Here is a 22,696-nt window from a genome sequence, read left to right as displayed (position 1 = left end):
GTGGTTAATACGAAACGGAGAATTTCATGTGCGGCATCGTCGGCATCGTCGGTAACAAGCCCGTGGCGGAGCGTCTCGTCGACGCCTTGAAGCGGCTCGAATATCGCGGCTATGATTCCGCCGGTGTGGCCACCATCAACGATGGCAAGCTCGATCGCCGTCGCGCCGAAGGCAAGCTCTTCAATCTCGAGACCAAGCTTGCAGGCGAACCGCTCCCCGGCAATATCGGCATTGCCCACACCCGCTGGGCAACCCACGGCGTGCCGAACGAGACCAACGCCCATCCGCATTTCGTCGATGGCGTTGCCGTCGTTCACAACGGCATCATCGAGAATTTCGCCGAGATCAAGGAAGAACTGGCCGCCGAAGGCGCCGTCTTCACCACCCAGACCGACACGGAAGTTGTCGCGCAGCTGCTTGCCAAGTATCGTCGCAAGGGCCTTGGCCGCCGCGAAGCCATGCACGAGATGCTGCGCCATGTGACGGGTGCCTATGCGCTCGCCGTCATCTTCAACGACGACCCCTCGACGATCATGGCAGCCCGCTCCGGTCCGCCGCTTGCGATCGGTTTCGGCGATGGCGAGATGTTCTTGGGGTCGGACGCCATCGCGCTTTCGCCCTTCACCAACCGCATAGCCTATCTTCATGACGGCGACTGGGCGATCCTTGGCAAGCAGGGCGCCCATATCTTCGACATCGACGGGAATCCGGTCGATCGTCCGGTCCAAATCTCTTCGGCTTCCGCCTACATGATCGACAAGGGCAACCACCGTCATTTCATGGAAAAGGAGATCTACGAGCAGCCGGAGGTGATCTCCCACGCCCTGTCGCATTATGTCGACTTCGGCAACCACACCGTCCGCGAAGCCGCCAATGAGATCGACTTCGCCAACCTGCGCGGCCTCGCCATCTCCGCCTGCGGCACGGCCTATCTCGCGGGCCTCGTCGGTAAGTACTGGTTCGAGCGCTATGCCCGTCTGCCGGTCGAGATCGATGTCGCCTCGGAATTCCGCTACCGCGAAATGCCGCTGTCTAAGGATCAGGCGGCCCTCTTCATCTCGCAGTCCGGTGAAACTGCCGATACGCTCGCCTCGCTGCGCTATTGCCGCGACAACGGGTTGAAGATCGGCGCGGTGGTAAACGTCAAGGAATTGACGATCGCCCGCGAATCGGACGCCGTCTTCCCGATCCTCGCCGGCCCGGAAATCGGCGTTGCCTCGACGAAGGCCTTCACCTGCCAGCTCGCCGTGCTTGCCTCGCTCGCACTTGCCGCCGGCCGTGCCCGTGGCACCATCACGGAAGCGGAAGAAAAGCAGCTCGTGAAGAGCCTCGCGGAAATGCCGCGCATCATGAGCCAGGTCCTGAACGCAGTGCAGCCGCAGATCGAGGCCCTGTCGCGCGATCTGTCCAAGTTCAAGGACGTGCTCTATCTCGGCCGTGGCACCAGCTATCCGCTGGCGCTCGAAGGCGCGCTGAAGCTCAAGGAAATCTCCTATATCCATGCCGAAGGTTATGCCGCCGGCGAGCTGAAGCATGGCCCGATCGCGCTGATCGACGAAAACATGCCCGTGATCGTCATTGCCCCCTTCGACCGCTTCTTCGAGAAGACCGTGTCGAACATGCAGGAAGTCGCAGCGCGCGGCGGCAAGATCATCTTCATCACCGACGAGAAGGGGGCAGCCGCCTCCAAGCTCCCGACCATGGCCACCATCGTGCTGCCCGTGGTCGCCGAGATCGTCTCGCCGATGATCTATTCGATCCCGATCCAGCTGCTCGCCTATCACACGGCCGTCTTCATGGGCACCGACGTCGACCAGCCGCGCAACCTCGCCAAGTCCGTCACGGTTGAGTGAGGCTTAGTTGGGGCAGGCCGCTGCCCCAATTCTTGCTCTTGCGCCCCAGGTGTCACTCCGGCATTGTCCGCTGCATTACGGCGCTGCACAATGACGGTGGGCATGACCGAAGGTTCTGACAAGATTTCGATGGCGACACGCCTCAGGAACAACTTCCTGACGGGGCTGATCATTTGCGCACCGATGACGATCACCATCTATCTGACCTGGACCTTTATCCGCTGGGCCGATAGCTGGGTGAAGCCCTATCTCCCGGACCGGTACAATCCGGAGGCCTATCTGAAGTTCGCCATCCCCGGCACCGGTCTGCTGATTGCCATCATCTTTATCACCCTGGTCGGCTTTCTCGGTCGCAACCTCATCGGCCGCTCGATTGTGGGCTATAGCGAGAACATCCTCAACCGGATGCCGCTGGTGCGCACTGTCTACAAAAGCACCAAACAGATTTTCGAGACGGTGCTAAAGGAGCAGGGGACGTCTTTCAAGAAAGTTGGGCTCATCGAGTTTCCCCGTGCCGGCACCTGGGCGCTGGTTTTCGTCTCCACCGACGCCAAGGGCGAGATCGCCGCAAAGCTCAATCAGGACGGCGAGGAAATGGTCGCGGTCTTTCTGGCGCCGACACCGGTCCCGACCGCCGGTTTCCTGATGTTCGTGCCGCGCAGCAAGCTGATGCTGCTCGACATGACCCCGGAAGAAGGCGTGAAGCTTCTGATCTCTGCGGGTCTGGTCACGCCGGACTACAAACCGGCAACGCCGGCCGACGTCGTCGCTGCCATGGCCGAGCCTGATTCTGAGCCTGCCGACATGCCTGTCCGCAAATCCGGCACCAAGTCTTAAGTCATCTCACCCGGCATGCAGGAAGCGGATCGCCTCGTCGCGGCGATGCAGATAGAGCAGCGTGCGCACCGCCTGGCCTCGCTCGGAGGTGAGCTCCGGATCACGCTCCAGCAGATAGGCCGCATCCTTGCGGGCGATCTCCAGCAGATCGCCATGATGCTCCAGGCTGGCGATTTTGAATCCCGGGGTGCCCGACTGTCGCGTCCCCAAAAGCTCGCCTTCACCGCGCAGCTTCAGATCCTCCTCGGCGATCAGGAAGCCATCTTCCGAATCGCGCAGGATCGACAGCCGCGCTTTGCCGGTCTCTCCAAGCGGCCCCTTGTAGAGCAGGATGCAGCTTGAGGCCTCGTCGCCACGGCCCACGCGCCCACGCAACTGGTGCAGCTGGGCAAGCCCGAAGCGCTCGGCATGTTCGATCACCATGATCGTCGCATCGGGCACGTCGACGCCGACTTCAACCACGGTCGTCGCCACCAGCAGCCGCGTCTCGCCGTTCTTGAAGGCGAGCATGGCAGCATCCTTCTCCGGCCCCGCCATGCGGCCATGCACGAGGCCGATCGGCGCCTTGATGAACTGCGCGAGCACCGACTGCCGCTCCTCGGCGGACATCAGCTCGCTCTCTTCCGTCTCCTCGACCAGCGGGCAGATCCAATAGGCCTTCTTGCCCTCCGCGATCGCCGCCCTCAGCCGCTCGATGACGTCAGGCACGCGCTCGGTCGGCACGGTCACCGTCTGGATCGGCTTGCGGCCCGCCGGTTTCTCGGTGAGCTTGGAGACATCCATGTCGCCAAAGGCGGCCAGCACGAGGGTGCGCGGGATGGGCGTTGCCGTCATGACCAGCATATGCGGCGAGATGCCCTTTGAAGTCAGCCGCAGACGCTGATGCACGCCGAAGCGATGCTGTTCGTCGACCACGGCGAGCGTCAGGTTCTTGTAGTTGACGGCATCCTGAAAGAGGGCATGCGTGCCGATGACGATCTGCGCTTCGCCGGAGGCTATCCGTTCCAGGATCGCCTCGCGCTCCTTGCCCTTGGTCCGGCCAGTCAGGACCTCGATCTTGAGGCCTGCGGGGGCACCGAGTTTGGCAAGGGTCGCATGATGCTGCCGCGCCAGGATTTCCGTCGGCGCCATCAGCACCGCTTGTCCGCCCGCCTCGACGGCAGCCGCCATGGCAAACAGCGCCACCAGCGTTTTGCCGGCGCCGACATCGCCCTGGACCAGCCGCAGCATGCGCTGGTCGGAGGCCATGTCCTTCAGGATATCGTCGATCGCTGCCACCTGGCTGCCGGTCGGTGTGAAGGGCAGGCTGGCGCGGATCTTTTCGCTGATCTCGCCGGTTGGCTTGATGGGCGTGCCCGGCACCCGCCGGAGCTTCTGCCGCACCAGCGCCAGCGACACCTGGCCGGCCAGGAATTCATCATAGGCGAGCCTGCGCCGGGCAGGCGCCTGCGGGTCGATATCCTTTTCGTCGCGCGGATTATGCAGTGCCACGAGGCTCTCGCGCACGCTCGAAAAACCCTGTTTTGTCACCAGCGGCGCATCCGCCCATTCCGGCATGTCTGGCATGCGCTCGACCGCAGCCTCCACGGCCTTGCGCAGCACCTTGGGTCCGAGCCCCGCCGTCAGCGGATAGACCGGCTCGACCAGCGGCAGGTTCTCCGCCTCGCTCGCCTTCACCATCAGGTCGGGATGCACCATGGATGGCCGACCGTTGAACCAGTCGACCTTGCCCGAAACCATGACGATCTCGTCGACGGGCAATGCCTTTTCCAGCCAGTTGCCCTTGACGCGGAAGAAGGTGAGCGCCAGTTCCCCCGTCTCGTCATGCAGCATGACGCGGTAGGGCAGGTTGCTCTTGCCTTTCGGCGGCGGCAGATGCCGGTCGACGCGGCCGGTGATCGTCACCAGCGAGCCCTGGTTCGCATAGGCGATGCCCGGCTGATGCCGCCGGTCGATCAGCCTGTGTGGCGCAAGGAAGAGCAGGTCAACCACCCGCGCGTCCTCGGCATCCTCACGCCCGAGCAGCGTGGCGAGGAGCTGGGCGAGTTTGGGGCCTACTCCGCTGAGCGAGGCCACGGAGGCGAAGAGGGGATCGAGCAGGTGAGGGCGCATGATGGGGGCAAAATGCCTCGTTATTTGCCCCTTTGGCAAGCTGACATTTGCCGGTTGCTGCTCTATAGAGGCCCCAAGAATTGGAAGGATGCCGATATGACTGGACTGGTGAAAAGCAGTGCCGACCTCGATCCGCGCCGCCGGCGCATCCTGTTCCGCTGCTGGCATCGCGGTATCCGCGAAATGGACCTGATGCTCGGCCAGTTCTGCGAAGCTGAGATCGAGGGGCTGACCGAGGCCGAACTCGACGAGCTCGAGGTGATCATGGCCGAGGAAGACAATGACCTCGTCCGTTACATCACCGGCGCCGAGCCTGTTCCCGCCCGTCTCCAGACACCGCTCTTCGAACGCATTGCCGCCCTCAGGCCGGATTTCTCACCGGTCACCGGCGAAGAACACGCTGCAAAGTAACTGATATGCCCCTGATCGATGTGAAGCGGATTGTCGGCGCACAATCCGCCCTGACGCTCTCCCATGTGCCCGACGGCATGGATGCCTTCATCCTCGCCGAACTCGCACGCGAGGGAAAACCGGTCGCCTATGTGGTGTCCGACGGCCAGCGGTTGCAGAACATCGAACAGACGCTGAGCTTCGCCGCTCCCGATATCCCGGTCTTGAGCCTGCCGGCCTGGGACTGTCTCCCTTATGACCGCGTCTCGCCCTCGGCCGACGTCTCTGCGCGCCGTCTTTCCGCACTTTCGGGCCTGATTTCGCTCTACCTCAAGCCGCATCCGGCGATCGTCCTGGTGACCGTCAATGCCATGCTGCAGAAGGTGGCGCCGGCGGATGTGATCGACAGCCTGGGATTTTCGGCAAAACCGGGCAATCAGGTGCGCATGGACGACATTGCCGCGCGTCTGGAACGCAACGGTTTCGACCGGGTCGCGACGGTGCGCGAAGTCGGCGAATTTGCCGTGCGCGGCGGCATTCTCGATGTCTTTGTGCCCGGCGCGGAAGAGCCCGTCCGCCTCGATTTCTTCGGTGACACGCTCGAAAGCATCCGCTCCTTCGATCCGGCAAGCCAGCGCACGATCGCCCAGGTCCGTTCCCTCGACTTGAACCCGATGAGCGAGGTGACTCTGACGCCGGAGAGCATCAGCCGGTTCCGCAAGAACTATCTGTCGCTGTTCGGCGCCGCCACCCGCGATGACGCGCTCTATGCCGCCGTCTCCGAGGGGCGCCGCTATGCCGGCATGGAGCATTGGCTGCCCATGTTCTACGACAAGCTGGAGACCACCTTCGATTATCTGCGCGGCTTCCGTATGGTCACTGACCATACGGTGCGTGAGGCAGCGGAAGAACGCGCCAAGCTTATCCGCGACTACTACGAGGCGCGCCTCAACAGCGCCACACCCGGCAAGGGCCATCTGGCCCAGGGCACGCCCTACAAGCCTGTGCCGCCGGAGCGGCTCTATCTCGGCGCCAGCGAATTCGGCAAGGCGCTCGACGCCTTCGATCCGATCCGCATCACGCCCTTTGCCGAAGCCGGCGGCGAAAGCCGTCTCGTCATCGAGGTAGATGCCCGCCCGACGCCGCGCTGGGCAAAAGCCGCCAACGAGGACAGTGCGGAAGGCGCCCGGGTTAACGTCTTCGGCCAGGCCGTAACCTATATCGCCGACAAGCGCGCCGCCGGCGCCAAGGTTGTCGTGTCAGGCTGGTCCGAGGGCTCGCTCGACCGCCTGCTGCAGGTGCTGAACGAACACGGTCTGGAGCGGCTGGTGCCCGTCGCCGCGCTGAAAGACGTCGACAAGCTCAAGAAGGGCGAGGCGGGCACTGCCGTCCTCAGCCTCGAAGGCGGCTTCGAGACAAACAATCTCGTCATCATCGGCGAACAGGATATTCTCGGCGACCGCATGGTCCGCCGTTCCAAACGCCGCAAGCGCGCCGCCGATTTCATATCGGAAGTCGCCGGCATCGACGAAGGTTCAATCGTCGTGCATGCCGAGCACGGCATCGGGCGCTTCGTCGGCCTGCGCACCATCGAGGCCGCAGGTGCCCCGCATGCCTGCCTTGAACTGCAATATGCCGATGACGCCAAGCTCTTCCTGCCCGTCGAAAACATCGATCTGCTCTCCCGCTATGGCGGTGAGGCGACCGAGGTCCAGCTCGACAAGCTCGGCGGCGGCGCCTGGCAGATGCGCAAGGCCAAGCTCAAGAAGCGCCTGCTCGATATGGCGGGTGCCCTGATCCGCATCGCCGCCGAACGCATGACCCGGTCTGCACCGGTACTGACGACGCAGGAAGGCCTTTACGACGAATTCGCCGCCCGTTTTCCCTATGACGAGACGGAAGACCAGGAAAACGCCATCGAAGCCGTCCGCTCCGACCTCGGCCAGGGCCGCCCGATGGATCGCCTGATCTGCGGCGACGTGGGTTTCGGCAAGACGGAAGTGGCGCTGCGTGCTGCCTTTATTGCCGCGATGAACGGCATCCAGGTCGCCGTCGTCGTGCCGACCACGCTCCTGGCACGCCAGCATTTCAAGACCTTCTCGGAACGTTTCCGTGGCCTGCCGATCCGCGTCCAGCAGGCCTCCCGCCTCGTCGGCACCAAGGAGCTTAACCTCGTCAAGAAGGAAGTCGCCGAAGGCAAGACCGATATCGTCGTCGGCACCCATGCTTTGCTCGGCTCCGGCGTCACCTTCGCCAATCTCGGGCTGCTGATCATCGACGAGGAGCAGCATTTCGGCGTCAAGCACAAGGAACGCCTGAAGGAGCTGAAGTCGGATGTCCACGTCCTGACGCTCTCGGCAACCCCCATCCCGCGCACCCTGCAGCTCGCCATGACCGGCGTGCGCGAACTCTCGCTGATCACCACGCCGCCGGTCGACCGCATGGCGGTGCGTACCTTCATCTCGCCCTTCGATCCCCTGGTGATCCGCGAGACCCTGATGCGCGAGCATTATCGCGGCGGCCAGAGTTTCTATGTCTGCCCGCGTCTCGCCGATCTCGCGGATGTGAAGAGCTTCCTCGACGAGAACGTGCCGGAACTGAAGGTGGCGATCGCCCATGGCCAGATGGCAGCCGGCGAGCTCGAAGACATCATGAACGCCTTCTATGAAGGCCGCTACGACGTGCTGCTCTCGACCACCATTGTCGAATCCGGCCTTGATGTCCCGACCGCCAATACGCTGATCGTCCACCGTGCCGATATGTTCGGTCTGGCCCAGCTCTACCAGATCCGTGGCCGTGTCGGCCGCTCCAAGGTCCGCGCCTTTGCGCTGCTCACGCTGCCGGTCAACAAGGTGCTGACGGCGGGTGCCGAACGGCGTCTGAAGGTCCTGCAATCGCTCGACACGCTCGGCGCCGGCTTCCAGCTCGCCAGCCACGATCTGGATATCCGTGGCGCCGGCAACCTGCTCGGCGAAGAACAGTCCGGCCACATCAAGGAAGTCGGCTTCGAGCTCTACCAGCAAATGCTGGAAGAGGCGGTCGCCGAGGTGAAGGGTGTCGATGAAGTGGTCGATACCGGTTGGTCGCCGCAGATCCAGGTCGGCACGTCGGTCATGATCCCGGAAAACTATGTGCCGGATCTGCATCTGCGCATGGCGCTCTATCGCCGCCTCGGCGAACTCGACGATCTCAGAGAGATCGACGGCTTCGGCGCCGAACTGATCGACCGCTTCGGCCCGCTGCCGATTGAAGTGCAGCATCTCCTGAAGGTGGTCTACATCAAGGCGCTCTGCCGCGTGGCCAATGTCGAAAAGCTCGAAGCCGGCCCCAAGGGCGTCGTCGTCCAGTTCCGAGGCAAGCAGTTCCCCAATCCGGCAGCCCTCGTCGGCTACATCGCCAAGCAGGGGACGATGGCGAAGATCCGCCCCGACCACTCGGTCTTCCTCACCCGCGACCTGCCGACGCCGGAAAAGCGGCTGGCAGGCGCGGCGGTGGTGATGACACAGCTGGCGGAACTGGCGAAGGGCTGATCCGTCGGCTCTTTCTGTCCGCTCGCGAATCAGTTTAGTTTCCTCGGGTGCACGGCCCGTGCCTCCCCCCTCCATTCGGGAAAGCATTTTTCATGCTGGGCGTTGATTGACATCCGAACCGAAGATTCGGGCGCGGCATGAGGAGGGGTTGCGATTTCTGCCCGTCATCAGAGGTAACACGATGACGCAAACCACTCCGTTATTTTATTTGAAGCGCAAGGCACGTCTCATAAGCAGGCGGCAGGGCATTCCGCTGGCGGCAGCACTTAACGAGGTCGCCCGCGAACAGGGTTTTCCCAGCTGGAGCCTGCTTGCAGAAAGACGCAGCGCCGCAACATCCAACCGGATGGACTATCGGGATTTGCAAGCTGGTGAACTGGTGCTGGTTGCTGCGCGACCAGGGCAGGGCAAGACGCTGCTTACTCTGCAGATCCTCATAGACGCCATGCGCAAAGGTCAGCACGGCCTGTTTTTTACCTTGGCCTATACCGAACGCGAAGTCCTAGAGCGCATGCATCGGCTTGATGCGACGCCGTCAAAATTCGACGGGCTATTCCAGCTTCATGATTCCGATCGCATCGATGCCGATTACATCATCGCCTCAATGAACGGCATGCCGCGCGGGACTGTGGCGGTGATCGATTACCTTCAGATGCTCAACGAGCGACGGGAAACTCCGGATCTCGAGCATCAGGTTCGCCAGGTGCGCGCCAACGCGAAGGCGAATGGGTTCGTGATGATCTTCATCTCCCAGGTCGATCGACGCTTTGATGCGGAGCAGGGAGGCCTACCCGGCCATGCCCATATCCGTCTTCCCAACCCGCTTGATCTCTCACTGTTCGATCGTTTCATCTTCTTGAACGGTGGAGTGATCGGCGAGGCCGAAGCAGCCTGACAGCGAGTAGTCAGGTACTCTCCCGGCGCGCTTCGCCATCCTCCGGCTTGATTGCCAGCGCCGCATCCGTCTTGCCGGCCACCGGCGGCGGAAGCGGCGTGTCGCGCTTGCGCTCGCGGATCAGCGTCAAAAGCCCCGACCCGACGATCAGCGCGATGCCGATACCCATCGGCCAATCGACCTTGTCGCCGAAGACGAGATAGCCGAGCAGGATGGCCCAGAGCATCTGACTGTACTGGATCGGCCCGACGATTGCCGCTGGCGCATAGAAGGAGGCGAGCATCATGAAGATGTTGCCGACCGCAGCCAGGATGCCGAAGGCGGCGAGAAGGCCCATGTCATAGGCCGACGGCATATGGAAGTCGGGAAGTGACAGCGCGCCGCAGAGGATGACGTTTCCGAGAAGGCCCGCGCCGTAGAGCGAGATGTTCTTTTCCTGCGGCCCGATCGCCCGGTAGATGACGATCGACACGCCGCCGGCAAAGCCCGAAATCAAGGCCGCGAGATGCCCGATCTCCAGTTCGCGGAAACCGGGGCGCAGAACCACGAGAACGCCCATGAAGCCTATGACAACGGCGGCCCAGCGCTTCATGCCGACCTGTTCCTTGAGGAAGATCACCGACATGATCGTGGCAAAGGAGGGCAGCAGGAAGATCAGGCAGAAGGCTTCGGCCATCGACAGCCGGGTAAAGGCAATGATGCTGCCGACGGTACCGACCGTGGCGCAGACGAAGCGCAGCCACCAGAGCGGCCAGTTGGTGCTGCGCACCAGATCCGTATAGCGATCGCCGCGCTTCATCAGGAAGGGTATGGCGAGAAAACCGAAGAGACTGCCGATGAAGCCAGCCTCGAAAGCCGGCACGCGGCCCTCGACGAGCTTTACGGCAGCATCGCTGAAGGAATAGGCAGCAAAGCAGATGAAGGCGAGGAGGATGCCTTTGAAGGTGGTGTCAGCGGACAAGGTGGCGATCCCGGGGAGGAGTTACCTCACCGGGATAAGGGTGTTCGGCATAACCGTCAATTCAGATTGCGGAGAGCTTCGGCCTTCGCCTTGGCAATTTCGCGCAGCGCATTGGCAAGCTCTGCCGGCGGCTGGGCGCCGCTGACCGCATATTGCTGATCGAAGATGAAGAAGGGAACGCCGTTCACGCCCATCTGCTTGGCCGCATCGACTTCCGACAGCACGTGCTTCACGTCGGCATCGCCTGAGAGCAGCGATTCGATCACGGGGCGCGAAAGCCCGGCTTCTGTCGCGATGTCGAGAAGCACGGCCGGATCGCCGATGTTGCGGCCCTGCTCGAAATTCGCCTTGAACAGAAGATCGACGACACGGCCTTGGGTTTCGCGGCTTTCCTGTCCCGCCCAGTGAATGAGCCGGTGCGCATCGAGTGTGTTCGGGCCGATCTTGATGGCGTCGAAGTCGAAGGCGATGCCGACCTCGGCACCGAGCGACTTCAGATGGGCATGCGCCTGGTCCATCCTGTCCTTGCCGCCGAGCTTCTTGGCCAGTTCCACCTGCTGGTCGACACCCTCAGGCGGATAGTCGGGATTGAGCTGATAGGGCCGCCAGTTGATATCGACACTCACCTCATCCTGCACTTCGGCGATCGCGAGCTCCAGCCGCGCCTTGCCGAGATAACACCAGGGGCAGACCACGTCCGATACGAGGTCGATGGTGATGCGGTCCATGTTACAGTCCTTTCTGGCCGTGTGATGGCTCGTCCTTAAAGCAAAGCGGGCCGGAGACAAGCTCCGGCCCGAAAACACAGCGTCAAACGGTTGATGTCTTATTGCACCCGCGCGTCGAACCAGGTCGGCCGCTGGTAGCCATAGAGCGGCGCCGTTTCGGGCCGTCCGATATGCTTCCAGCGCGCCACCCATTGCTCACCGATATGATAGAGCGGCACGACATAGTGACCGGCGACCAGCAGACGGTCATAGGCACGCACAGCGGCCTGGAAATCGGCGGGATCGCGCGCCTGCAGCAGTGCCTCGATCATCCGGTCGATGTCGGGATCGGCCACGCCTGCATAGTTGAAGCTGCCCTGGGCATCCTTCGATTCGGAACCCCAGCGATTGACCTGCTCGGCACCCGGCGAGAGCGAGGAGGTATAGGACTTGATGATCATATCGTAGTCGAAGCTGTTCGACCGCGCCTGATACTGGGCATCGTCGACCGTGCGGATCGCCATCTCGACGCCGATCAGCTTCAGCGTCCGCTGAAAGGCGAGCGCCATTTTTTCCTGGCCCTCGTTCTGCGTCATCACTTCGAAGGCGAGCTGCTTGCCGGACGCATCCACCATCTTGCCGCCCTGGATCTTGTAGCCGGCCTCGCCGAAAAGCTTGACCGCCTGCGCAAGTGCCTTGCGGTCGCCGCCCGAGCCATCGGTCGCAGACTGCGTATAGGTGCCGGCAAGGATTTCCGGTGAAAGCCGGTCCTTGGCGGGACCGAGCAGGGCCAGTTCCTTTTCATCGGCAGCGTTGCCGAAGGCCCCAAGTTTGGAGTTCTGCCAGTAGCTCTGCGTGCGGGTAAAGGCGTTGCCGAACAGCGTCTTGTTCATCGATTCGAAGTCGAAGGCGGTGCTGATCGCCTCGCGCACCTTGACGTCGGCAAAGATCGGACGACGGGTGTTGAACACGAAGCCCAGCATGCCCGTGGGCAGGCCCGTCGTGAACGCCTCCTTCACGACGTCGCCGTTCTTCGCGGCCGGGAAGTCATAGGCGCGCCCCCAGTGATTGGCGTCGCCATCCGGATAGATGTCGATCTCACCCTTCTTGAAGGCCTCGAACAGGGTCGCTTCCTGCAGGAAGTAGGTGACTGTGATCTCATCGTAATTGTCGAAACCGACCTTCGCCGGAATGTCCTTGCCCCAATAGTCAGGGTCGCGCGCCCAGGTGATCTTCTCGCCGGGCTTCAGCTCCTTGATCTTGTAGGGGCCCGAACCGACCGGAATGGCAAGCCCGCCCTGATCGAAGGTCGCCGGATCGATCGCATGCTTCGGCAGGATCGGGGTCGACAGCGCAAAGATCAGTGGTGTCTCGCGATTGGCCTTTTCGTTGAAGGTGAACTTGATGCCGTTGTCGCCGACCTTCTCCATCTTGGCGACGGCATTGAGCCGACCATTGAACGGGGGACGGCCCTTGTCGCGCAGCAATTCGAAGGTGAAGATCACATCTTCGGGAGTGACGGGCTTGCCGTCATGCCAACGTGCCCTGGGATTAAGGTTAAACTGCACAAAGGTGCGGTCCGCGTCCCATTCGACGCTTTCGGCCAGCAGGCCATAGAGCGAAAAGGGCTCGTCTGCCGAGCGCGTCATCAGCGGCTCATAGAGCAGATTGCCGAATTCCGGATCCCAGACGCCGCGCGCCGTGGTGCGCATGCCCTTCAGAACAAAGGGATTGAGGGCGTCGTAGGTGCCGACAACGCCGTAATTGACCTTGCCGCCCTTTTTAACCTCTGGATTCACATAGGGAAAATGCGTGTAGTCAGCGCTAAGTGCCGGCTCGCCATGCATGGAAATGCCATGGACGGGCTCTGCCTGGGCAACAGTGGCGAGTGGTAGCAAGAGAAGACTGAACAACAAACGGCGCAAGGCAGTAATCCTCCAGGGAATAGAATCTCGAATAAGCCGGGACGCTACCACAATCACCATAAAACCAACACAAGCGGGTGAGATGCAAAGGATGTTGAGTCGCCGGCATCAAAGAAATGCTGGATATTCCAGCCGCTGCAATGTAACAGGTGAGCCGGAACGCCGGGTCATGTATTTGCCTCATTTGAACGACAGGTGAGGGCAGGCAAGACCGGCGAATGACGCGGCAGGCAAGTCCGCGCGACAGGGGTTTTCAGGAGACGGAATACGTATGATGTTCAAACTTACCAACGCAACGCGGACGGCTGTGTCTGCACTCGCACTGTCCTTTGCCGCCACGGCCATGCCGGTTGTTGCGCAGGCCCAGGATGCTGCGGCCCCCACCGACGCAAGATGGTTCAAGACCTGCGCCAAGCAGGAAGAGTCCGACGTCTGCGTGGTCCAGAACCAGCTCGTCGCGGCCAATGGCCAGCTGATCACCGCCGTTGGCCTGATCACGGTCGAAGGCAAGGTCAACCGCAAGCTTCTGCAGGTCACGGTTCCCTCGGCGCGCCTGATCCCGCCGGGTGTCATGATGCAGATCGATGGCGGCAAGGGCACCAAGCTCGATTACGCCGTCTGCCTGCCCGACCGCTGCACGGCTGAAATCCCGCTGACCGACGCCATCATCGACAGCCTGAAGAAGGGTGGCGAAGTGGTCTTCACATCGATCAACTTCCGCCGTGCGCCGAACCCGATCAAGATCCCGCTGACCGGCTTTACTGGCGCCTTTGAAGGCGAAGCCATCTCGCAGTCGCAGGCCGAAGAGCGCCAGCGCCTGCTGCAGGAAGCCATGCAGAAGAAGCAGGAAGAACGCACAAAGGCGATCACCGACGCTCAGAACGCTGCCAAGCAGGGCAACTGATCGGCTGACGTCAGCATGAAATGCAAGAAGCCCGCGTCGATGACGCGGGCTTCTTTCGTTTAAGGGCATCGGATGGAGGTCAGTGGGCGAAGTTCATCTTCGGCTTGTAACGGCCGGCCTGCTCCATCACGAAGATCTGCTGGATCTGCGGATTGCGCAGCGGCTGGTCGCTCTGATCACGTTCCAGGTTCTGCTCGGACACATAGGCCACATATTCCGTCTCCGCATTCTCAGCCAGCAGATGATAGAAGGGCTGGTCCTTGTGCGGCCGGACTTCGGCGGGAATTGCGTTCCACCACTCCTCGGAATTCGCGAATTCCGGATCAACATCGAAGATTACGCCGCGGAACGGAAAGAACTTGTGCCGTACGACGTCCCCGATACCAAATTTAGCGCTTCGTTGTTTCATGGTATGACTTCCTTTCCCTGTCATATTTGGGAAGAAAGCCCGGCAAAATCAAGGGATGGTGTGTGACAGCGCGGCAGCCTGTCACCCCTAGCCCGTCTTTCGCGCCGGTGCCGTCGCCAGAACAAGACCGCCCGTGACCAGCACGATGCCGACGGCATGATAGCTTTCGAAGCGCTCGCCAAGAAAGATGACGGCCATCACGATCGACATCGGCGGCATCAGATAGAGCGTCATACCCGCAATCCCCGCTCCGAAGACCTGGACGGCATGCTGGAAACAGTAGAAGGCGGCAAGCGAGGCAAAGAGAATGATCCCGCCAAGCTTGGCAAACTCCATGAGCGTGTCGGGCAGGGGGGCTCCGGAGGCCATTTCGATTACCCCCGGCGGCACGAGCACGATCGCTCCCGACAGCGCCAGCAGGGCAAACAGCGGCAATGGCGGCATTTCCCGCACCGATGGGCGCCGGAGCAGCAGCGAATAGGCTGCAAACGCAATGGCAGCAACGAGGATCGCCAGATCTCCGATATTGAAGGTGAGATCGAGCAGAGCTTCGGGATGCCCCTTCAACACGATGGCAACGACACCGGCAAATGCGATGATCATGCCGAAAAGTTCGCGCCGCGTGATCGCCCGTTTCTGGAACAGCCACTGGAACAGGATGATGAACAGCGACGAGGTCGTGTAGATCAGGGTCGCGTTCGAGGCGGTCGTCAGCGTCAGCGCCCAGTAGACGACCCCGCCGCAAATGCCCATGCCCAAAATGCCGAGTGTCAGCCAGAGCGCCGTATGCTGCCGGACAAAGGAAAGGCATGCCTCGCGCTCCCGCCAGATGAAAGGCGACATCAGAAGGGCAGCCCCCACCCAGCGCAGCAGTGCCGTGGTGAACGGCCCCACCTCGCCGGTGATTCCCCGGCCGAAAATCAGGTTCGATGAAAAGAAGAGCGGCGCCAAAAGAAACAACAGCCAGTCATAGAGGCGCGGGTCGGATGTCTTGGATGAATCTGGCATGGAGAATTCTGACCGAGCTTGGAAACTGGAATTCAGTGCTACCGTGCCGCAGCGCTTCGCGAAAGCGCCATTCCGTCGAAACAGTACGACCCGCAACGAAAAGCGCCGGTGGATCTCTCCACCGGCGCCGGTCTTGGAAGCCCTGGTAATCAGGCCGAGTAGTACATGTCGAATTCGACCGGATGCGGGGTCATTTCGAAGCGCATGACTTCCTGCATCTTCAGTTCGATGAACGAATCGATCTGGTCGTCATCGAAGACGCCGCCGGCGGTCAGATACTTGCGATCCTTGTCCAGGTTTTCGAGCGCTTCGCGCAAGCTGCCGCAGACCGTCGGGATCTTCTTCAGTTCCTTCGGCGGCAGATCGTAGAGATCCTTGTCCATGGCCTTGCCAGGATGGATCTTGTTCTTGATGCCGTCGAGACCGGCCATCAGCATGGCAGCGAAAGCGAGGTAGGGGTTCGCGGTCGGATCCGGGAAGCGGACTTCGACGCGCTTGGCCTTCGGGTTGGAGCCGAAAGGAATGCGGCACGAAGCCGAACGGTTGCGGGCCGAGTAGGCGAGCAGAACCGGTGCTTCATAACCCGGGACCAGACGCTTGTATGAGTTGGTCGACGGGTTGGAGAAGGCGTTGATCGACTTGGCATGCTTGATGATGCCGCCGATGAAGAACAGGCAGCTTTCCGAGAGACCTGCATATTCGTCGCCAGCGAAGGTCGGCTTGCCGTCCTTCCAGATCGACATATGCACATGCATGCCCGAGCCGTTGTCGCCGAAGATCGGCTTCGGCATGAAGGTCGCGGTCTTGCCATAGGCATTGGCGACCTGATGCACGACATACTTGTAGATCTGCATCTTGTCGGCATTGCGCACCAGCGCGTCGAACTTGATGCCAAGCTCGTGCTGGGCAGCCGCCACTTCGTGGTGATGCTTTTCGACGACGACGCCCATTTCGCCTAGAACCGTCAGCATTTCGGAGCGCATGTCCTGCAGGCTGTCGATCGGCGGAACCGGGAAATAGCCGCCCTTGACGCGCGGACGGTGGCCGAGGTTCCCGGTTTCATAATCGGTGTCGTCGTTCGACGGCAGTTCGGTCGAGTCGAGCTTGAAGCCGGTGTTGTACGGGTCGGCCTTGTACTTGACGTCGTCGAACACGAAGAATTCGGCTTCCGGACCGACGAAGATCGTATCGCCGATGCCCGATGCCTTGAGATAGGCTTCGGCCTTCTTGGCGGTGCCGCGCGGGTCGCGGTTATAGGCTTCGCCGGAAACCGGGTCGAGGATGTCGCAGAGGATGACCATCGTCGATTGGGCGAAGAAGGGGTCCATGTGCACGGTGGCCGGATCCGGCATCAGCACCATGTCGGACTCGTTGATGGCCTTCCAGCCGGCGATCGAGGAGCCGTCGAACATGACGCCATCGGCGAACATGTCTTCGTCAACGCATGCCACGTCCATCGTGACATGCTGCAGCTTACCCTTGGGATCGGTGAAGCGCAGGTCGACGAACTTGATATCGTTGTCCTTGATCTGTTTCAGAATATCGTTTGCGGTCGTCATATTTTTATGTTCCTCGCGTGAGCTGACGATTTAAACCCGACCTCCCTAGGTGTCGGGTCCGATTAGATGGCGTCGATACCTGTCTCGCCGGTACGAATACGGACGACTTCTTCGACGTTCGAAACGAAGATTTTGCCGTCGCCGATGCGGCCCGTCTGGGCAGCATTGCGGATGGCGTCGATGACGGCTTCCACGTTTTCATCGGCCAGTACAACTTCGACCTTCACCTTCGGCAGGAAGTCCACGACATATTCGGCGCCGCGATAGAGCTCTGTATGGCCCTTCTGGCGACCGAAGCCCTTGGCTTCCGTCACGGTGATACCCTGCAATCCGACTTCCTGAAGGGCTTCCTTCACTTCGTCGAGCTTGAAAGGCTTGATGATCGCTTCGATCTTTTTCATGAGAAAATTTCTCTCCGCTTCCTCAGTAAAGCAGGATGAGCCCCGCCCGCCGGGCTGAATGCAGGGAATGTGCCAGTTTTTCGCAAAAATACCGCGAAAACCGGTTCCTCCTCCGTCCGACAAGGCAAATCTCCAGCAAAATGTCCGGAAAAGCCAGCCCGATTTGTTCAAAATATCGATTTTGGCCAATCTTTTTTCGTGAACGGGCGCAGCGCTAAACGCCTGTGCTTCTTGCACAATCTCGAATGTGGCGGCGCTAAAAATAGGCAAATGCATAGAAAATATGCATACATGTCTGCCTAAAAACGTGCGGCGTTGCGCAAGGCGTGGATTGTGCTCTAACGTGAGGCCATGACCCGCCATAGCAGATCTTCAAATCCCGAGTTTCTTTTGACACCGGAAGCCATGGCCCGTGTCGATGCCGCTGCGGCGCGTTCCGGCCTCGACAGCTTTGGGTTGATGCTGCGGGCAGGGGAGGCGGTGGCCGCAGCCGCCCTTCACCTGTTTCCAGGCGCGCTGCGCTTCGTTGTCCTCTGTGGTCCGGGCAACAATGGTGGCGATGGATATGTCGCAGCCTCAGCCCTTGCCCGATCCGGCTGCCATGTCGCCCTTTTCAGCTTGGCGCAGGTTTCCGCCTTGAAGGGAGACGCCGCTCGCGCGCAGACCGCCTGCGCGGTTCCGGTTCTCCCAATCGAGCGGTATACCCCGGCAAAGGGCGATCTCGTGATCGACGCCCTCTTCGGTGCTGGTCTGAGCCGGGGTCTGCCCGACGAGGCGCAAGGCGTCATCCGTCGCGTCCGGGAACAGAACCTTCCGGTGCTCGCCGTCGACCTGCCCTCGGGTATCGATGGCCAGACCGGCGCTGTCAGAGGGGATGCCTTTAAGGCCGAGCACACCGTGACCTTCATGGCCCGCAAACCCGGGCACGTGCTTCTGCCGGGGCGCATGTATTGCGGTTCGCTTGAGGTTTTCGACATCGGGATTCCCTCGCGGATTGTCGAAACCGAAGCCGGGGGGCTCCGCATTAACGGCCCGCAGGTCTGGGCCGGCAAGGCCCGCCGGGCGCTCGCCGAAGACCACAAGTACAGCTGCGGCCACCTGACAGTCTTGTCGGGGCCGGAAACGGCAACCGGCGCCGCCAGACTGTCAGCCGAAGCGGGGCTGATTGCAGGTGCCGGCCTCGTGACGCTTGCCTCTCCCGCAACGGCGCTCTCGGTCAACGCCGCCCACCTGACCGCGGTGATGTTGACGCGCATGGATACAGCAGGAGATCTGTCCGCCTGGCTCTCGGACACCCGCCGCAGCACCTATGTGCTCGGGCCTGCCTTTGGCGATCTCGATCGGGCGAGGGCATTCATCCTGATGATCGGCGAGGCCGGACGCCGCCTCGTGCTTGATGCCGATGGCATCTCCGCCTTCAAGGCGAGCGCCGGGGAGCTGAAAGAAGCATTCGGCAAAGGCGATCCAAGATTGGTCGTGACCCCGCATGAGGGGGAATTTTCGCGGCTGTTTCCCGATATCGCTGCCGATACACGGATAGGCAAGGTCGAGAAAGCCCTGATGGCTGCATCAGCCCTGGGCGGCATCGTCGTCTACAAGGGCGCAGACACGGTCATTGCCGCACCCGATGGACGCGCCGCCATCGAGGAGACGGCGCCGCCGACCCTTGCGACGGCCGGATCCGGCGATGTGCTCGCCGGCATCATCGGCGCGCGATTGGCGAACGGCCTGCCGGCCTTCGAGGCCGCCTGCGCCGGCGTCCATCAACACGCGCAAGCGGGCCTGCGTGTCGGCCGCGCTCTGACTGCGGAAACTCTGGTCCGCCATATCCTTCCCGACTGATTGGTTCGAAACGCGACTACAGCTCTGCCGGCTGGACGAGACGGCTGCGCCGCAACAGACCTTCACCTTCGAGCAGCGGATAGGCGATCGAAACGAAAAGCGAGTTGATCTCCTTCAGATCCCGCATCGTGTCGATATGCAGCGAACTCGATTCGAAGCTGGCCGCATTGCCCTGGCGCAGCCTCTGCAGATGGCTTTCCTCGCTGGTCTTGACGAGGTTGCGGATCGCCTCCTTGCGAGCGACCAGCTGGCGGGCATGTTCGAGATCGCGCGTGACAAGCAGATTGAAGGCGAGATGGGCATTCTGCACCACCTCGTTATGCATGGCGCAGAGCTCCGCCCAGCCCTCCGCCGAGAAGGCGACATTGCGTTCTTTCTTCTTTCGCGCACGCGTCAGCATGTTTTGCGAAATGATGTCGGCCGCCTGCTCGATCTTGATGGTGGCGCCAAGCAGGTTCTGGCATTGCGCAGCCGAAGTCTGGTCAAGCGCGGTCTCGGAAATCCGGGCGAGATAGAACTTGATGTCGCGATGGATCGTGTCGATCTGGTCGTCGAGCGCCGCAATCCGCTCCATCTTCTTCGGATCCCAATGCTCGAAGAGATCGAAGATCCCGTTGAGCATGACTTCGGTCTTGTCGCACACCGCAAGCACTTCGCGCGTCGCGTTCGAGATCGCCTGCTGCGGGTTGGCCAGATCGGTGACATTGAGCGCCGACAGCCGGTCGTCATTCGCGGCTCTGTCGCCGCTGCGCGCCAGAAACCGTGCCAGAAGATTGGCCACGAGCCCGGCGAAGGGAAGCCCGAGAACCAGCACGGCGCCGTTCATTGCCAGATGCACCATGACAACCGCGTCTCCCGGATGGCTGGCGAAAACGGCGGGGCTGAGCGCAAAGACAAACTGCGCCGCAAGCGCAATCAGCGTCATAAGACCGCGAATGACGACATTGCCAAGCGGCACGATCCGCGCGTTCGGTTCGGCATTCTTGGTCAGCAAGGCAGCGATGATCGCCGCACCGAAATTGATACCGAGAACAAGCGGGATGATCAGCGCGTCAGGAAGCAGATGTTTGTCGGCGAGCGAGGCGACCAGCAGCACTGCGGCGACACTCGAATGGAAGGCCCAGGCGAGCAAAGCGGCAAGCGCAAAGGCGCTGATCCAGTCGCTGGCCAGATAGTTGAACAGTATCGGCAGGATGCGGCTCTCCCGCAGCGGCTCCGAAGCCTCGCCGATCAGTCGCAGCGACAAGAGGAGCAGGCCGAGGCCAAAGAGAATGCGCCCGATCTGCCGCCAGCCGCGCGCTTCCGACGCCCGGAAGGCAACCGTGCCTGCGAGCAGCAGGACGGGCACGAGAAGCGAAAGATCATAGCGCAGGATGCGCACGACGAAGGCAGAGCCGAAATCGGCGCCAAGCAGCGTGGCAACCCCGATGGCCGGCGCAACGTAACCCGCCGCAGAAAAGGAGGAGACGATCAGGGCGACGGCTGTCGCGCTCTGCAGCGCGACAGCAAACAGGAAACCGGCAAAGGCCGCGGACAGGCGGTTGCCCACGGCATGCCGGAGCTTGTCCTTCAACACGCCGCCATAGGCCCGTTCAATGCCGGTTCGCACCATGCGGGTCGCCCAGAGCAACAGCGCCACGGCTCCGGCGAGATGAATGAAAACGGCAATGCCCGACATGAAGTGCCCCAATTCCTCAGTGACTGGACGTGCACGTCCAAAGGGGGAAGCATGCCGGTCCAGATCGCGGGCAGGCCCGCGACTCTGCGACCGAGCCTAGTCCAGATTCGCCATTGTCACAAATTGATGACGGTCAGTCGTGTTGCCCTGCTCAGCCAATCCGCGTCTTGAGCGCCATCGCCCCGCGCGGCGCGTTCACCTTGCCGCCGGTGATGAAGAAGGCGAAGACATTGCGCGGCCTAACCTCAGCCGGCATGTCCTTGGCGATCAGAGACAGGTCCTCTGGAACCTTGCCGCTGGCATAGGTCTTCAACCGCCCGGCCCATTGATCAAGCTCTTCCAGTGAATAGCAGGTCTCGGTCTCATCCGTTCCCCTCTGCAGCCGGGCATAGATGAAATCCGCGGTCGGATCGGCAAACATCGGATAATCCTGGTGATCGGCGCAGACCGCCGCCACGCCGTGACGGCGCAGCATCGCGATGAATTCCGGCACCTGAAAGCTCTCATGGCGCGGCTCGACCACATGGGTCAGCGGCCGGCCTTCCAGCGATTTCGGCAGGAGCTCCAGGAAGGCCTCGAAATCCTGCGGCTCGAACTTCTTCGTGCCCATGAATTGCCAGAGGATCGGCCCCAGATGGTCGCCCAGTTCGGCAATGCCCTGATTGACGAACTTGTCGATCGAGGGTCCGGCCTCGGCGAGCACCTTCCTGTTGGTGCAGAACCGGCTGGCCTTTAGCGAAAAGACGAAACCCTCCGGCACGTCCGAGGCCCATTTGGCAAAGGTTGCCGGCTTCTGGCTGGAATAATAGGTGCCGTTCACTTCAATCGCCGTCAGCTGCCGGCTGGCATATTCGAGCTGCCGCTTCTTTGGTAGATCACCGGGATAAAAACCGTCGTCCCAGGGATCGAAGGTCCAACCACCGATCCCCGTGCGAATAGTGCCTGATTTGGTCACGAAATGCCTCCCATTGAAGTTAGCTAGGCAATTAGCTAATATGAATTGCAGCCCAGGAGCGAGCGATGACGGTCGTCACTATCCACAAGGCCAAGACGGAACTCTCCAAACTTCTCGCCCGCGTCGAAGCTGGCGAGGAGATCGTCATCGCGCGCGGCGACGAGCCGATTGCGAAACTGGTGCCGTTCGAACCGAAGCAGCAGCCCGTACGCGGTTATGGTCGCTTCGCGCATCTACGCGCCACGCTTCCGGCCAATCTGTTTCTTGAGCCTATGTCCGATGACGAGCTCGCGGAATGGGAGGGCAAATACTCATTTCCGGGCGACAACGGCGAATGAGCTTTCTCCTTGATACTCATGCGTTTCTCTGGTGGCTCACCGCAGATCCACGCTTAAGTCAACCAGCCAGATCGGCCATCGAAAACGCGAATGAACGCCGCTACGTGAGCTCCGTGACAGCCTACGAAATCTCGAACAAGTTCCGCATCGGCAAACTCGACATGGCGCGCGAAATCATCGAGAACTTCGAACTCGTTGTCGCAGAAGCGGGCTTCGAAAAGCTCCCGGTGACGGCCTCCCACGCCATCCTCGCGGGCAAGATGCAGTCCGCGCACAAGGATCCGTTCGATCGAATTCTGGCCGCGCAGGTGCGGCTCGATTCTCTGTCGATCATCTCGGTCGATCCAGCCTTCGACACCTTTGGCATCCAACGCCTCTGGTAGCCTCCAGCA

Annotated in this window: 19 protein-coding genes; 9 read left to right on the top strand and 10 right to left on the bottom strand. The window is 61.5% G+C overall.

Annotation, left to right across the window (positions count from 1 at the left end; genetic code table 11):
* Positions 1–26: 26 nt before the first annotated feature.
* Together glmS and AC1PUL_RS07590 are read left to right on the top strand one after the other, a co-directional pair.
* Entirely contained in the window at positions 27–1,853 is a 1,827-nt protein-coding gene (glmS, locus tag AC1PUL_RS07595) for a glutamine--fructose-6-phosphate transaminase (isomerizing) (RefSeq protein ID WP_480467600.1), read from the top strand.
* A gap of 102 nt (positions 1,854–1,955) precedes the next feature.
* A complete protein-coding gene (locus AC1PUL_RS07590) occupies positions 1,956–2,690 on the top strand; it encodes a DUF502 domain-containing protein (RefSeq protein ID WP_480467598.1) in 735 nt (244 codons plus the stop codon).
* 6 nt (positions 2,691–2,696) lie between these two features.
* On the opposite strand, the gene recG is transcribed toward AC1PUL_RS07590, so the two are convergent.
* On the bottom strand, positions 2,697–4,802 hold the full coding sequence (recG, locus tag AC1PUL_RS07585) for an ATP-dependent DNA helicase RecG (protein ID WP_480467596.1): 2,106 nt from the start codon (positions 4,800–4,802) through the stop codon (positions 2,697–2,699).
* Positions 4,803–4,898: 96 nt separating this feature from the next.
* On the opposite strand from recG, the gene AC1PUL_RS07580 reads away from it, so the two are divergent.
* From AC1PUL_RS07580 to AC1PUL_RS07570, 3 genes are all read left to right on the top strand, one after another.
* Positions 4,899–5,213 carry an FAD assembly factor SdhE gene (locus tag AC1PUL_RS07580; protein ID WP_166599247.1) on the top strand — a complete coding sequence of 105 codons (315 nt, stop codon included), beginning with the start codon at positions 4,899–4,901 and terminating at the stop codon, positions 5,211–5,213.
* Between the two features lie 5 nt (positions 5,214–5,218).
* Positions 5,219–8,722 carry a transcription-repair coupling factor gene (gene mfd / locus AC1PUL_RS07575; protein WP_480467594.1) on the top strand — a complete coding sequence of 1,168 codons (3,504 nt, stop codon included), beginning with the start codon at positions 5,219–5,221 and terminating at the stop codon, positions 8,720–8,722.
* 181 nt (positions 8,723–8,903) lie between these two features.
* Complete coding sequence (locus AC1PUL_RS07570) at positions 8,904–9,617, top strand: DNA helicase (protein ID WP_298465508.1); 714 nt, start codon at positions 8,904–8,906, stop codon at positions 9,615–9,617.
* Positions 9,618–9,627: 10 nt separating this feature from the next.
* Here the strand turns inward: AC1PUL_RS07570 and AC1PUL_RS07565 are convergent, their stop codons facing one another.
* The 3 genes from AC1PUL_RS07565 to AC1PUL_RS07555 form a co-directional block, all read right to left on the bottom strand.
* Positions 9,628–10,578: a DMT family transporter gene (locus AC1PUL_RS07565; RefSeq protein WP_298465511.1), complete on the bottom strand. Its 951-nt coding sequence runs from the start codon at positions 10,576–10,578 to the stop codon at positions 9,628–9,630.
* 56 nt (positions 10,579–10,634) lie between these two features.
* Positions 10,635–11,306: a DsbA family oxidoreductase gene (locus AC1PUL_RS07560; RefSeq protein ID WP_298465513.1), complete on the bottom strand. Its 672-nt coding sequence runs from the start codon at positions 11,304–11,306 to the stop codon at positions 10,635–10,637.
* A gap of 98 nt (positions 11,307–11,404) precedes the next feature.
* Positions 11,405–13,270: an extracellular solute-binding protein gene (locus AC1PUL_RS07555; protein WP_480467591.1), complete on the bottom strand. Its 1,866-nt coding sequence runs from the start codon at positions 13,268–13,270 to the stop codon at positions 11,405–11,407.
* Between the two features lie 211 nt (positions 13,271–13,481).
* On the opposite strand from AC1PUL_RS07555, the gene AC1PUL_RS07550 reads away from it, so the two are divergent.
* Positions 13,482–14,114 (top strand): invasion associated locus B family protein, encoded by a 633-nt coding sequence (locus tag AC1PUL_RS07550; protein WP_480467589.1) that lies wholly within the window; start codon positions 13,482–13,484, stop codon positions 14,112–14,114.
* A gap of 79 nt (positions 14,115–14,193) precedes the next feature.
* Here the strand turns inward: AC1PUL_RS07550 and hspQ are convergent, their stop codons facing one another.
* From hspQ to AC1PUL_RS07530, 4 genes are all read right to left on the bottom strand, one after another.
* Positions 14,194–14,523: a heat shock protein HspQ gene (gene hspQ / locus AC1PUL_RS07545; RefSeq protein ID WP_162547893.1), complete on the bottom strand. Its 330-nt coding sequence runs from the start codon at positions 14,521–14,523 to the stop codon at positions 14,194–14,196.
* A gap of 87 nt (positions 14,524–14,610) precedes the next feature.
* Entirely contained in the window at positions 14,611–15,531 is a 921-nt protein-coding gene (locus AC1PUL_RS07540; RefSeq protein WP_480467588.1) for a DMT family transporter, read from the bottom strand.
* A 149-nt stretch (positions 15,532–15,680) separates the two neighbouring features.
* Positions 15,681–17,090, bottom strand: coding sequence for a type I glutamate--ammonia ligase (gene glnA, locus AC1PUL_RS07535; RefSeq protein WP_480467587.1), 1,410 nt, complete (start codon positions 17,088–17,090; stop codon positions 15,681–15,683).
* A 62-nt stretch (positions 17,091–17,152) separates the two neighbouring features.
* Complete coding sequence (locus AC1PUL_RS07530) at positions 17,153–17,491, bottom strand: P-II family nitrogen regulator (RefSeq protein ID WP_006727717.1); 339 nt, start codon at positions 17,489–17,491, stop codon at positions 17,153–17,155.
* 351 nt (positions 17,492–17,842) lie between these two features.
* Between AC1PUL_RS07530 and AC1PUL_RS07525 the strand changes: the two genes are divergently transcribed.
* Positions 17,843–19,333 carry an NAD(P)H-hydrate epimerase gene (locus tag AC1PUL_RS07525; protein WP_480467584.1) on the top strand — a complete coding sequence of 497 codons (1,491 nt, stop codon included), beginning with the start codon at positions 17,843–17,845 and terminating at the stop codon, positions 19,331–19,333.
* Positions 19,334–19,349: 16 nt separating this feature from the next.
* Here AC1PUL_RS07525 and AC1PUL_RS07520 read toward each other — a convergent pair whose 3' ends face one another.
* Positions 19,350–21,011: a Na/Pi cotransporter family protein gene (locus AC1PUL_RS07520; protein WP_298465544.1), complete on the bottom strand. Its 1,662-nt coding sequence runs from the start codon at positions 21,009–21,011 to the stop codon at positions 19,350–19,352.
* A 151-nt stretch (positions 21,012–21,162) separates the two neighbouring features.
* Positions 21,163–21,966: a DUF72 domain-containing protein gene (locus AC1PUL_RS07515; protein ID WP_480467583.1), complete on the bottom strand. Its 804-nt coding sequence runs from the start codon at positions 21,964–21,966 to the stop codon at positions 21,163–21,165.
* Between the two features lie 65 nt (positions 21,967–22,031).
* Here AC1PUL_RS07515 and AC1PUL_RS07510 point away from each other — a divergent pair, with 65 nt between their 5' ends.
* Positions 22,032–22,304, top strand: coding sequence for a type II toxin-antitoxin system Phd/YefM family antitoxin (locus tag AC1PUL_RS07510; RefSeq protein WP_480467581.1), 273 nt, complete (start codon positions 22,032–22,034; stop codon positions 22,302–22,304).
* Entirely contained in the window at positions 22,262–22,687 is a 426-nt protein-coding gene (locus AC1PUL_RS07505; RefSeq protein WP_480467579.1) for a type II toxin-antitoxin system VapC family toxin, read from the top strand. The genes AC1PUL_RS07510 and AC1PUL_RS07505 overlap by 43 nt, the downstream gene beginning before the upstream one ends.
* The last annotated feature ends 9 nt before the right edge of the window (positions 22,688–22,696 follow it).

The sequence above is a fragment of the Rhizobium sp. P43 genome, from assembly GCF_056730705.1.
The sequence above is the reverse complement of the archived record's forward strand: the minus strand, read 5'-3'. Positions and strand labels throughout refer to the sequence as shown.

What these genes read in the sequence shown, in the direction of transcription:
- AC1PUL_RS07590 (WP_480467598.1), top strand. Translation starts at nt 1,956, where the DNA reads ATGACCGAAGGTTCTGACAAGATTTCGATGGCGACACGCCTCAGGAAC.
- hspQ (WP_162547893.1), bottom strand. Translation starts at nt 14,523, where the DNA reads ATGAAACAACGAAGCGCTAAATTTGGTATCGGGGACGTCGTACGGCAC.
- AC1PUL_RS07550 (WP_480467589.1), top strand. Translation starts at nt 13,482, where the DNA reads ATGATGTTCAAACTTACCAACGCAACGCGGACGGCTGTGTCTGCACTC.
- AC1PUL_RS07525 (WP_480467584.1), top strand. Translation starts at nt 17,843, where the DNA reads ATGACCCGCCATAGCAGATCTTCAAATCCCGAGTTTCTTTTGACACCG.
- AC1PUL_RS07540 (WP_480467588.1), bottom strand. Translation starts at nt 15,531, where the DNA reads ATGCCAGATTCATCCAAGACATCCGACCCGCGCCTCTATGACTGGCTG.
- AC1PUL_RS07530 (WP_006727717.1), bottom strand. Translation starts at nt 17,491, where the DNA reads ATGAAAAAGATCGAAGCGATCATCAAGCCTTTCAAGCTCGACGAAGTG.
- AC1PUL_RS07555 (WP_480467591.1), bottom strand. Translation starts at nt 13,270, where the DNA reads ATGGTGATTGTGGTAGCGTCCCGGCTTATTCGAGATTCTATTCCCTGG.
- AC1PUL_RS07510 (WP_480467581.1), top strand. Translation starts at nt 22,032, where the DNA reads ATGACGGTCGTCACTATCCACAAGGCCAAGACGGAACTCTCCAAACTT.
- AC1PUL_RS07505 (WP_480467579.1), top strand. Translation starts at nt 22,262, where the DNA reads ATGGGAGGGCAAATACTCATTTCCGGGCGACAACGGCGAATGAGCTTT.
- mfd (WP_480467594.1), top strand. Translation starts at nt 5,219, where the DNA reads ATGCCCCTGATCGATGTGAAGCGGATTGTCGGCGCACAATCCGCCCTG.
- AC1PUL_RS07580 (WP_166599247.1), top strand. Translation starts at nt 4,899, where the DNA reads ATGACTGGACTGGTGAAAAGCAGTGCCGACCTCGATCCGCGCCGCCGG.
- recG (WP_480467596.1), bottom strand. Translation starts at nt 4,802, where the DNA reads ATGCGCCCTCACCTGCTCGATCCCCTCTTCGCCTCCGTGGCCTCGCTC.
- AC1PUL_RS07520 (WP_298465544.1), bottom strand. Translation starts at nt 21,011, where the DNA reads ATGTCGGGCATTGCCGTTTTCATTCATCTCGCCGGAGCCGTGGCGCTG.
- AC1PUL_RS07570 (WP_298465508.1), top strand. Translation starts at nt 8,904, where the DNA reads ATGACGCAAACCACTCCGTTATTTTATTTGAAGCGCAAGGCACGTCTC.
- glnA (WP_480467587.1), bottom strand. Translation starts at nt 17,090, where the DNA reads ATGACGACCGCAAACGATATTCTGAAACAGATCAAGGACAACGATATC.
- AC1PUL_RS07560 (WP_298465513.1), bottom strand. Translation starts at nt 11,306, where the DNA reads ATGGACCGCATCACCATCGACCTCGTATCGGACGTGGTCTGCCCCTGG.
- glmS (WP_480467600.1), top strand. Translation starts at nt 27, where the DNA reads ATGTGCGGCATCGTCGGCATCGTCGGTAACAAGCCCGTGGCGGAGCGT.